The sequence below is a fragment of the Geofilum rhodophaeum genome, from assembly GCF_002210225.1.
GTDB classification, from domain to species: Bacteria; Bacteroidota; Bacteroidia; order Bacteroidales; family Marinilabiliaceae; genus Geofilum; species Geofilum rhodophaeum.
The window spans coordinates 21937-32993 of sequence record NZ_MWUJ01000021.1; the positions used below are offsets into that span (position 1 = coordinate 21937).

Genomic DNA, 11057 nt, shown 5'->3' on the forward strand with positions numbered 1-11057 from the left:
AGCCTTCAAAAATAAGCTTTTTATGGCTCAGGATAAAGCCTGCGGCCTTTGCTTGTGGCATTTATTTCCCATCTGCGGGGTAGGGGGCTTAATTCTGCTTTGCGTTCTCTAATTCTTCAATGAGGAGGTGCATATTACTGGAGGGGTTTTCAAACAGCGTCAGTTGTTTACTCCGAGCACATGCTTTTTGCAAACACTGGGTTAATTTTGATTCCAGCTTTGGATCAATTAATCCTTTTTTATATCTGTTTTTGTTCCGGTTGCAGAGTTGCTTTATACATTCTTCGGAGCTGATGTGAGCTGTTTGATTTTTATAGTGAAGTAGAAACCAAAGTTCTATTGAAGGATTTGAGGTTATAAGCAATGCAGAGCTGATGGTCTTTAATCGTTCGATAACAGTTGGCACATCACCATCGTACATTAAGAAGTCTTTGTCTTTGGGATGTTGCGGTTTGCCTTGTTTGCTATTATTAATGAATCTTTGGGTTATTTTATTGCCTACGATTTTTGGGACGATTTCTATTGGAATTCGGAATATGGATCGGAGTAATTGCACATAGGCTTCTTCTGTTTCTCCTTCACAGAAAACCCAATAGTGGGGGTTGATTTTTTTTCGACGTGGGGCATTTCTTTTACTCGTCATGGATTAGGGTTTTTATCTTTTCAGAGGTGTCATTGACAAATGGTATGGCATCAAACCTGCCTTGTAGGTAAGCTTTTTCCAGATCCATGGTGTCTCTGAAATCGTTGTAATCGTACAAGGAATACAGGTCGGTTGATCCGTCGCTTTTTTTATTGGTGAAATAGATTTGGTCTTTGCGAAATTCTTTCAGGTTTAGAAAACGGGTGTTGTGGGTGGTGCACAGCAGCTGGGCGCTTTGCCCTGCATTGAAAAAGTTGAATATGTATTCAATAATCTCGGGGTGCAGACTGTCTTCTATTTCATCGATAAGCAGGACTTTGTTGTTTTTAACTACGTCTAGGATGGTCAACATAATGAAAAACAGTTTGATGGTTCCTTGAGATTCTTCGGTTAGGAAGTCAAAGGCGGTGGTTGGGGAGGCCTTGTGAAAGGTCTTTATTTGCAGATAGTCTTGCACTACGTCTTCTACGCTGAGAGTCATGGTTTTGGCGTCGGCCTTAAAGTGCTTGCCAGGTCGTTTGAGCGACTTTATGCTGACGTCAATGATGTCGCTGTCGGCTATTTTAATGGCTTCGATCAGTTGCTTTTTGTTCTTATTGGTGAGTGTTTCAATGGCGCTGGCTCCAAAACCGATGTAATTTAATATAAATTGTTTGTGAAAATAGTTGAAGATTTCTTTCCCAATTTCACGGTCCATTTGGCTGGCTCTGGATATGTACAGGGTTTTGTCGGAAGTGTTGTCGGCTACGTCCATGGGACGCTTTATTTGATCGCCAAAGCTGTATTTCTCCTTCTTTGTTTTACCCAACCGTTCGTCTCGGGTAAATATTTCTTTTATTCTTCCTTTGGGGTAATAATGGAGGCTTTCTGTTAGGATTTTTTCTCGGGTGAGACTGAAGGCGTATTCGAATTCGATACCGTTGCTGATAAACCGGATAAAATAGCTGCTGGGCTTTTTATTGCAGGCATCGAATTTAAAGGGTTGGAAGTTGTAGATGGTGTCTTCGTTGTGGTGATGCGATTCAAAAACAAGGGCATTGCAAAAGCGTATGGCTTTGATGATATTGCTTTTGCCCGAGGCGTTGGCTCCGTATATGGTCAGTGTTTTTAGTATTTGGGTGTTTTTAAACTGGAACAAATTGTTGGGCAGCGCTCTGGCGTTGGCCGATTTGAGATTGGCGGCTCTAAAATCGATCGTAACAGGTGCTTTTATGGAGAAAAAATTACTTATGCGGATCTCTAGTACCATTTTATTGCTCGTTTTTGTAACTATTTTTCAAATTTAAGCAATAAAATCTTATTTTGATTTGTTTTGCATTAAAATTTTAAGCCAGTTACTTTATTATCCATTTTGCTTTACATATTTATAACATTTCTTCCTTCTTGGCGTTATTTTTAATAGTTTTGGTGTTCAAATTTGTGTGGATTATGACTAAACGAATTTTTATAGCGGCATTGTTGTTTGCTGCCTTTGGCCAGGCGGCTTTGCAGGGTCAACAAAGTTTGGAAAAGGATCAGCCGGAGCGTTTGTATGAGGAGGGGATGCGGCAGTACGAGCGGGGCTATTATGGTCAGGCTCGTGCCTTGTTTAACCGGGTGCGGACGGAGGTGCCGGAGGGTTTGGGTGCTTTGCGCTCGGATGCGGCTTTTTATGAGGGGATGGCGGCTGCTGAACTGGAGAATGAGGATGCGGCTTTTTTGTTGGAGCGCTATCTGGAGGAGTATCCGCAGAGTGTGCATTTGTCGCACGCGCGTTTTCGTTTGGGGGAGCTGGATCAGGACCGCAACCGTTCGCGCCAGGCGTTGCGTTGGTTTGAGCGGGTAGAGCCGATGGAGCTGGACCGTGAGGTGCGCTTGCGCTACTACTATAAGGCGGGCTATGCTTATTTTATGGAGGACGACTATGCGACGGCTTCGCGTTTGCTGGCAAACGCGAAGGAGATTCCGGGTAAGTACTGGGCGCCTTCTAACTACTATTATGCGCACATTCAGTATGAGCAGGGGGAGCACAATGCGGCTTTGCGGACCTTTGAGCGTTTGAAGGATGAGCGGGGTTTTAAGGATGTGGTGCCTTACTACATTGCGCAGATTTATTACATGCAGGAGGATTACGATACGGCGATTGAGTACGGTACGCCGCTGATGGCGGAGGCCAAGGGGGTGATGCGTACCGATTTGGCGCGGGTGCTGGGCGATTCGTATTTTGCTAAGGAGGCGTATTCGCGGGCCATACCTTATTTGTCGATTGTGGTGAGGGAGACGGAGACGCCGCGGCGGGAGGATTATTACCACCTGGGTTTGTCGTACTACTTTGAGCAGGATTATGCGCAGGCGGCGACTTATCTGGCGCAGGTGACTTCGCAGGAGGAGGATGAAATGACGCAGAATGCTTACTACCATTTGGGCGATTGTTACTTGAAGACGGGCGATAAGAAGAATGCGCGGGTGGCCTTTGAGGCGGCCAATCGTTATGCTTTTGATATGGCGATTAAGGAGGATGCGATGTTCCATTTTATTAAGTTGAATTATGAGCTTTCGTTTTCGCCTTTTAATGAGATTGTGACTTTGTTTTTGCAGTTTGTGGAGGAGTTCCCCAACAGTAAGCATGTGGATGCGGCTTACCGTTATATGGGTCAGGCTTTGCTGACTACGAAGAATTACCGTCAGGCTTTGGAGGCGATGGAGCGCATTACGCATAAAAATGCGGAGGTGTACCGGGCCATGCAGCGGGTGGCTTATTTTCGGGGACTGGAGTTGTTTACGAATTTGCAGTTTACGGAGAGTATTGATTTGTTTGACTACAGTTTGAAGTACGGCACGTACGATCGCGACATTAAGATGGGTGCTTTGTACTGGCGGGCGGAGGCTTTGTACCGTTTGAACGATTTTGCGCAGGCGGGCAACGGGTATGTGGAGTTTTTGCAGTCGCCGGGTTCGCGCAACATGCCGGAGTTTGCGAAGGCGCACTACAATTTGGGCTATGTGTATTTTAAGCAGACGCGTTACGCGGAGGCGCGCAGTTGGTTCGAGCGTTTTGTGAACAACAGCGGCAATGCGCCGGCGGCGATGCTGGGGGATGCTTACAACCGTTTGGGCGATACCTACTTTTTGGTGCGGGACTTTTCGAATGCGCAGCGTTGGTACGACCGGGGGGCGGCGAGCCCCGAAGGCTCGCCGGATTATGCGATTTTTCAGAAGGCTTTGGCGATGGGCATCGGTCAGGATCATCGGGGTAAAATCCGTCAGCTGGATGTGCTGATCAATCAGCATCCGACATCGCCTTATGTGGACGATGCGTATTACGAGATGGGCCGTTCTTATGTGCATTTGAATTTGCTGGACGATGCCATCCGCAGTTACAAGACGGTGCGGGATCGTTTTCCGCGCAGCAGTTTTGCGCGTAAGGCGATGTTGCAGCTGGGTCTGGTGTATTATAATGCGGAGGATTACGACAATTCGATGGTGTATTACAAGCGGGTGGTGAATGAGTTTCCGGGTACGCAGGAGGCGGAGGATGCTTTGCTGGGCTTGCGTAATGTGTATATGGACCAGAACGATGCGGATGGTTTTATTCGCTATACCAACCAGATTGGTGGTTTTGCCCGCGTGGATGAGCGGGAGCGGGACAGTCTGACTTTTGTGTCGGCCGAGCGTTTGTACATGGGTGGCGATTGTGAGCGGGGACTGGTGCAGCTGGACAATTATTTGCGGGCTTATCCGCAGGGGCGTTTTGTGTTGAATGCGCATTTTTACCGGGCCGATTGTGCGTACCGGAAGGGGGATGTGGATGCGGCTTTGACTTCGTTTGAGTTTGTGACGGGTCGCGGTAAGAGTATGTTTTCGGAGGATGCGCTGAAGTATGCGGGTCAGATTCATTTTGATAAGGGCAATTTTGCACATGCCCTGGGTTATTTTGAGCGTTTGGAGGCGGAGGCCGATTTGGAGGAGAACCGTCAGGAGGCGGTGATTGGGCAGATGCGGGCGCTGGCGAAGATGGATAATCCGGCGGCTGCGGTGAATGCGGCGGCTAAGGTGATGGGTAACACGCGGATGGCGCCGGAGGTGGTGCGTGAGGCGCGTTACCTGAAGGCGGGTGCGCATTTGAAGTTGGCGCAGCGCGAGGAGGCTTTGAAGGAGTTTAGGGTGCTGGCTGAGAATACGAGCAGTATGGAGGGGGCCGAGGCGAAGTATCGGGTGGCGCAGCTGCTGTACGATGCGGGCGACAAGGCGGCTGCGGAGCAAACGATTTTTGAATTTGTAAATATGGGTACGCCCCACCAGTACTGGATGGCCCGGAGCTTTATTTTGCTGTCGGATGTGTATGCCGATCGCAGGGAGTATTTCCAGGCGGTGCAGTATTTGGAGAGTCTGCTGGAAAACTACCAGGGTAAGGAAGAGGATGTGCTGAATACGGCACGTCGGAAGCTGGAGGAGTACCGTGGACGTGTGGAGCAGGCGGCACCTGCCGCTGCTCCTGCAGCACCGGCTTCCCCTTCTGCGCAGACCTTACCGAATGGACGGTCAGCGGGGGCAGCTCAGTTCTCGGTGGCAGCTCAGTTCTCGGTGGCAGCTCAGAGTGGTCCGATAGCGGGAGCAGCTCATCCTGCTCAGTTATCGGCAACAGCTCCGACTGGTTTGGATTCGGTAACAGCTCAGTCATCGATAGCGGTCCCGGCTGGTCAGCCATCGGCAACAGCTCAGGCAGTTCAGTTTTCTGTGGCCATGTCGACTGGTTATCCATCGGTGGCGGTCCCGGCATCTTCTCCCACAGCGGTTTAAGCCCTTGGGAGCGCCTTGTTTGTGGCTTTAATTTTAGTTTGTAATTGCTAAGTTTAGGATATGAGAACTTTCAGGTTTTTGATGATATTTTTAGCCGGCAGTGTATTTGCCGGGGTGCTTCACGCCCAGGAGGCGCAGGTGGAGGAGATTCCGCAGGGGTCGATTAATCAGGATGTTCGGGTGGTGCGGGAGTACAACCCTACGGTGTCGGATGCTTTTAAAATTAATGAGATGCCTGAGCAGGACGATGCCGGGGTGCCTGTGCCGGATTTTTCGTACCAGCTGAGTGGTCGTGCCCTGGTGGGGGCGCCGGAAGTGGTGCCTTTGATTCCTGCCAAAATGGCCAGGGAGCCGCGTGCGGAGCTGATGAATTCCTTTGCTGAGGGCTGGCTGGGCAATTACAATCTGGTGGGGGGCCGCTTGCTGTATAATATTGTGCAGAATGAGAGCTATGCTTTGGCCTTGCGGGCGGGACATGAGTCGTCGCTCGGCGATATTGAGGTGGACGACAGCGATGAGGATGCGGACTACCACCACACGACGGCGGGGCTGTATATGCGTCACTTTTTTAAGCGCAACAAGACTTTGCGTCTGGATATGGATTTCAGCAATTTTGCTTACCGCTATTACGGGTCTTCGAAGTTGGATGCCACAACGCCTTATGTGCCTACTTATCCGGGTTTGGTGCTACCAGCGCCCGGGACGGTTTATGGTGCGGAGTTGCTGCCCGACCCGAAGCAGCACCAGACGGCTTTTGACTTGTCGCTGGGCTTTGGCAATCAGATACTGGACGGCAAGGGTACGCGCTACGATTTGATGATGGGCTACGGTACTTTTGGTAATGCTACGGGGGTGAAGGAGAATGCCTTTAATTACCGGGGCGATTTTGATTTTGTGATGGGTGAGGTGGGTGTTCGGCTGGAAACGGCGATGCAGCACGCCAGTACCAATGTGCCTTCGGGTGACTTGCCTTATTTGTACGATTTTGCGAAGCGTCAGCAAACACTGGTGCAGGTGAACCCGGCTTTTGTGAAGCGGGGGAAGAAGGCGGGACTGAAGATGGGATTGCGTCTGGCGGCTGAGTTTGATGAGCTGGAGGACAATGTATATGTGTCGCCCGATGTTTCGGCTGACTTGCTGGTGGCCGAGGGGGTGTTGTTTATAGAAGGGGGCATTACGGGTGAGATTATGCCTTCGACTTATCGCGGCATTATGGAGGAGAATCCCTATGTGTCGCCCGATTTGGATGTGAAGACGGCCTTTCACGGGGTGCGCTTTTTTGCGGGGGTAACGGGTAATTTTACACAGGAGACTTCTTTTACGGCTCGGGTGGCTTACAATGTTTTTCACGACGAGCACTTTTTTGTGAACCGCAGCTTCCAGCTTTTTGGGGAGACTTCGGGCTACGACCGGGTGCACAACAATATGTTTGAGGTCTTGTACGATGATGGTCGTATGCTGGAGGTGTCTGGGGAGTTTAAGCTGCGCTTTTCGCAGCAGATGGATATGTTGCTGAAGGGGACTTACTACGGCTGGGACCTCGACTCGCTGGAGCATGCTTACCATAAGCCGGATATGAAGGTGGGCTTTAGAATGAATTACCGCTACGATGAGGCTTTGTCGTTTTTTGCCGGCATAAACTTGCTGGGCTCACGTATGGCCAAGGTGCCGGGTCTCGAGAACGGAGAGGATGCGCTGGCGCTGAAGGCGGTGTACGACTTTAACCTGGGGGCGCAGTATCAACTGAACAGTCGCTGGAACTTCTTTGGGGAGCTGAACAATGTGATTGCGTCTCGTTACAACAGGTGGTACGGTTACCCGTCTTTCGGGATAAACGGTCGTGTTGGGGTGGGGTATTCGTTTTAGGGCCTGTGGCCCTTGCGGCCATCGCATGGGGCGGGGCGTACGCACGTCCCAGGGTTGAAACCCTGGGTTATTATTGGGAATAAGTGGTCAGGCGTCGGGGCCGCCTGTTTATGTAAGTGGACTGAAGTCCACGAGGCGACTTGGTCGCCTTTTTTGTTGCTACACACGGGCTTACGCACGTCCCAGGGTTGAAACCCTGGGTTATTATTGGGAATAAGTGGTCAGGCGGCGGGGCCGCCTGCTTTTGTAAGTGGACTGAAGTCCGCAAGGCGACTTGGTCGCCTTTTTTGTTGCTGTACATGGGCTTACGCTCGTCCCAGGGTTGAAACCCTGGGTTATTATTGGGAGGGATAGGTCAGCCCTATGGGCTGTTCTTGAAAGTGGACTGAAGTCCACGCGGCGGCTGTGCCGCCTTTATGATGGAGGAAGTGGTCAGGCGGCGGAGCCGCCTGTTCTGGAAAGTGGACTGAAGTCCACGACCTCAGACTGAAGTCTTCGGTCCCAGCCTGGCTGCTCTATCGGTAGATGCGTTGGCGGTTGAGGGCCTGGCGGTAGCGGGCGGCGTTGTTGTTGTGCTGCCGCAGGGTGCGGGCAAAGGCGTGGTAGCCGGAGAAGTCGTCTTTGGCGCACATGTAAAGGTATTGGTGCTTTTCGTGTTGGAGCACGGCGTTGATGCCGCTGATGGAGGGCATACGGATGGGGCCGGGGGGGAGTCCGGCATGCAGGTAGGTGTTGTAGGGAGATTCGGTCTGGAGGTCTTTGGTGAGGATGCGGTTGACGGTGAAGTCGCCGATGGCAAATTTGATGGTGGGATCGGCCTGCAGGCGCATGCCGCGGTCGAGACGGTTGAGGTAAAGCCCCGCTACACGGGGCTTTTCGTCCTCGCGGATGGTTTCTTCATCTACTATGGAGGCGAGTGTGGCGATTTGCAGGGGGGTTAGGCGGAGCGCGTCGGCCTGGGCGAGGCGTTCTTCGTTCCAAAATTTTAGGTATTCGCTGTGCATCCTTTCGATGAAGGTTTCGGGACTGGTGGTCCAGAACATTTGGTAGGTATTGGGGAGGATGATGCCCAATATGGTGTGGGGGGCTGCGTCGTATTGGGACAGGAGGTCGGGGTCGGTGAGGGCTTGCAGGAAGGCGAGGGAGTCGGGTTCGAGGCGTTTGGCGAGTTGACCGGCCAGCTCGTTGTGGGTGCGTATGTTGTTGAATGTTACGTTGATGGGGCTTTGGAGACCGGCGCGCAGGAGGTTGACGACTTCGTTGTTGCTCATGCCGTTTTTGAGGAGGTAACGGCCGCCACGGGGGCGGTTGTGGTAGCCTTTGCGACGGGCTACCCAGGCGAAGTCTTTGAGGTTATCGATGGCGCCGCTGTGCTTGAGGAGGGCCATGACTTCTTCGAATTCGGGGTTGCTAGGGATGTAGAGTTCGACTTGCTGGCCTTGGGGGGCTTGTACGCTGGGGGCAAAGATGCGGTTGTAATAGCGGAGGGCCAGGAGTAGGGCTACTGCCAGTAGGGCGGTGACGATGAGTAGGGCGATGATGGCTTTTTTGTTGATGCCTTTATTTGGTTTTTTGATGGCCATAGTGCTTGGTTTTGATTTTGTGGGTACAAAGAAAGTGATTTTTTTTTGCAGCTGTTTGTTTTTTTGTTGTCTGCTGATGGAAGGGGGTTGGTGCCAGGTTGTTGGATGTGTGTGCTGGTGGCTTGTGGTGCGAATTTTGTAGTGGGGCGGTGTTGAATAATACCCGGTGTTGGGTTATCTTTGGACAAAATTTGATGTTATGAACGGAAAACTTGTTTTGGTATTGGGTGCTGCTGCTTTGGTGTTGTCGTCGTGTGCGAGTCTGCGCAAGGGCAGCAGTCGGTTTGACAGCAGTGATTCGCTTTATGTTAAGGAAGAGCCTGCCAAGGTGGAGGTTCGGGAGTCGATGAATGTTAATCAGGTGGCGGATGCAAGGCCTGAGCCTGCTCCTGAACCGGCTATTGTGGTGCGGGAAGAACGGGTTACGCCGGTTGAGCATACGGGTCCCTCGTACCGGTATTACATTATTATTGGCTCTTTTCAGGTGCTGGACAATGCGCGGCGCTTTAGAACGCAGCTGACGGAGGAGGGCTTTACGCCGATGATGCTGGAGAGTGAGCACGGCTTTTTCAGGGTGTCGGTGGCTTCGTACAACGATGAGTTGGAGGCGCGTGCCCGTTTGGCGGAGATTCGTCGTAACTATACCCAGTACAGTGATGTGTGGCTGTTGATAAGTATGTAGGGGCCACTGGTGTAGAATTGTATTTGTTTTTTTATAAAGAATTTCTTGTATAAAGTTTTGAGCATGTTTGTACCTGTTAATTTATCGGAGAGGGTTTTTTATGTGGGGGTGAACGACCGCCGCACGCATTTGTTTGAGAATTTGTGGCCGCTGGAGCGTGGCGTGGCTTACAATTCGTATGTGATTAAGGATGAAAAAGTGGCTTTGATCGACTCGGTGGAGATTGGTCAGGTGGATAAGTTTTTAAAGAAGGTGCGGGCTGTGATTGGCGACCGTCCGGTGGATTATCTGGTGATTAACCACATGGAGCCGGACCACGCGGGTGCTGTGCAGATTTTGACGGAGCTTTATCCGGATATGAAGCTGGTGGGCAATAAGAAGACGATTCCGATGGTGGAGGGCTTCTTTGGCATTAAGGATAAGTTTGTGGAGGTGGCTGAAGGGGACGTTCTGGAACTGGGGGCTACTTCTTTGCAGTTTTTTATGGTGCCGATGGTGCACTGGCCGGAAACGATGGTGAGTTACATGAAGGAGGACAAGATTTTGTTCTCGGGCGATGCTTTTGGCAGTTTTGGTACGCTGGACGGGGGCATTTTTGACGATGAGGTGGATTTTGATTCGTTTAAGGAGGAGATGCGTCGTTACTACTCGAACATTGTGGGTAAGTATGGCAGTCCGGTACAGAAGGCGCTGGCTAAGCTGGAGGGGCTCGACATTGCCATGATTGGGGCTACGCACGGTCCGGTTTTGCGCTCGCACATTCCTGAAATGATTGCGATGTACGATGCTTGGAGCAAGTATGAAGCGGAACCCGGTGTGGTTGTGGCCTATGCTTCGATGTACGGGCACACGGAGGAGATGGCCGAAGTGGTGGCCCGTGAGATGGCTGTAAATGGCGTGAAGCACATTAAGATGTACGATGTTTCTAAAACGCATGCTTCGTACATCATCTCGGATATTTTTAAGTACAAGGGCGTTGTTTTTGGTAGTCCCACCTACAGCAATGAGTTGCATCCGAATATGGAGGCGCTGGTGAATAAGTTGGAGCACATGGGGGTGAGCAATCACTTGCTGGGTGTTTTCGGCAGTTTCTCGTGGGCGGGGGCTGCGGTGAAGCGCTTGACGTCTTTTGCTGAAAAGGTGAAGTGGGAGTTGGTGGCCGACCCGGTGGAGCAGAAGTTTGCTTTGGGGGATAAGTTTGAAGCTTGTCGTGCGATTGGTCGCGCGATGGCGGAGAAGGTGCTGAAGTAAGGATAGAGGGTCGGCCCAAATCCCAGGACTGAAGTCCTGGGTGATGATTGGGAGGAAGTGGTCAGGCGCGGAGCGCCTGTTCTGGAAAGTGGACTAAAGTCCACGTGGCGGCGGAGCCGCCTTTGAGGTCGCAGATGTTGTGTTTTGGGAGAGCGCGCTGGGGCGGCCCAGGTCCCAGGACTGGAGTCCTCCGACGCGCAGGGCCTCCCAGGGCCTCTCAGGACCTCCCCCCCCCCCCCCCCCCCCCCCGGGT

General features: G+C 51.6%; 7 protein-coding genes. 4 read left to right on the top strand and 3 right to left on the bottom strand.

Features of this window, described 5'->3' with window-relative positions; genetic code table 11:
• Positions 1-88: 88 nt before the first annotated feature.
• Together B4W65_RS14630 and B4W65_RS14635 are read right to left on the bottom strand one after the other, a co-directional pair.
• Entirely contained in the window at positions 89-643 is a 555-nt protein-coding gene (locus B4W65_RS14630) for an RloB family protein (RefSeq protein ID WP_088655920.1), read from the bottom strand.
• Positions 633-1892 (bottom strand): AAA family ATPase, encoded by a 1260-nt coding sequence (locus B4W65_RS14635; protein WP_088655921.1) that lies wholly within the window; start codon positions 1890-1892, stop codon positions 633-635. The genes B4W65_RS14630 and B4W65_RS14635 overlap by 11 nt, the downstream gene beginning before the upstream one ends.
• 179 nt (positions 1893-2071) lie before the next feature.
• Between B4W65_RS14635 and B4W65_RS14640 the strand changes: the two genes are divergently transcribed.
• Together B4W65_RS14640 and B4W65_RS14645 are read left to right on the top strand one after the other, a co-directional pair.
• Entirely contained in the window at positions 2072-5422 is a 3351-nt protein-coding gene (locus B4W65_RS14640) for a tetratricopeptide repeat protein (RefSeq protein WP_088655922.1), read from the top strand.
• Positions 5423-5482: 60 nt separating this feature from the next.
• Positions 5483-7288, top strand: a complete 1806-nt coding sequence (locus B4W65_RS14645) for a TonB-dependent receptor (RefSeq protein ID WP_146697805.1) — start codon at positions 5483-5485, stop codon at positions 7286-7288.
• Between the two features lie 515 nt (positions 7289-7803).
• Here the strand turns inward: B4W65_RS14645 and mltG are convergent.
• A complete protein-coding gene (gene mltG, locus B4W65_RS14650) occupies positions 7804-8871 on the bottom strand; it encodes an endolytic transglycosylase MltG (RefSeq protein ID WP_088655924.1) in 1068 nt (355 codons plus the stop codon).
• Between the two features lie 199 nt (positions 8872-9070).
• Between mltG and B4W65_RS14655 the strand changes: the two genes are divergently transcribed.
• A complete protein-coding gene (locus tag B4W65_RS14655) occupies positions 9071-9553 on the top strand; it encodes an SPOR domain-containing protein (protein ID WP_088655925.1) in 483 nt (160 codons plus the stop codon).
• Between the two features lie 63 nt (positions 9554-9616).
• Positions 9617-10804 (top strand): FprA family A-type flavoprotein, encoded by a 1188-nt coding sequence (locus B4W65_RS14660; protein ID WP_088655926.1) that lies wholly within the window; start codon positions 9617-9619, stop codon positions 10802-10804.
• Positions 10805-11057 lie beyond the last annotated feature (253 nt).

What these genes read in the sequence shown, in the direction of transcription:
- B4W65_RS14630 (WP_088655920.1), bottom strand. Translation starts at nt 643, where the DNA reads ATGACGAGTAAAAGAAATGCCCCACGTCGAAAAAAAATCAACCCCCAC.
- B4W65_RS14635 (WP_088655921.1), bottom strand. Translation starts at nt 1,892, where the DNA reads ATGGTACTAGAGATCCGCATAAGTAATTTTTTCTCCATAAAAGCACCT.
- B4W65_RS14640 (WP_088655922.1), top strand. Translation starts at nt 2,072, where the DNA reads ATGACTAAACGAATTTTTATAGCGGCATTGTTGTTTGCTGCCTTTGGC.
- B4W65_RS14645 (WP_146697805.1), top strand. Translation starts at nt 5,483, where the DNA reads ATGAGAACTTTCAGGTTTTTGATGATATTTTTAGCCGGCAGTGTATTT.
- mltG (WP_088655924.1), bottom strand. Translation starts at nt 8,871, where the DNA reads ATGGCCATCAAAAAACCAAATAAAGGCATCAACAAAAAAGCCATCATC.
- B4W65_RS14655 (WP_088655925.1), top strand. Translation starts at nt 9,071, where the DNA reads ATGAACGGAAAACTTGTTTTGGTATTGGGTGCTGCTGCTTTGGTGTTG.
- B4W65_RS14660 (WP_088655926.1), top strand. Translation starts at nt 9,617, where the DNA reads ATGTTTGTACCTGTTAATTTATCGGAGAGGGTTTTTTATGTGGGGGTG.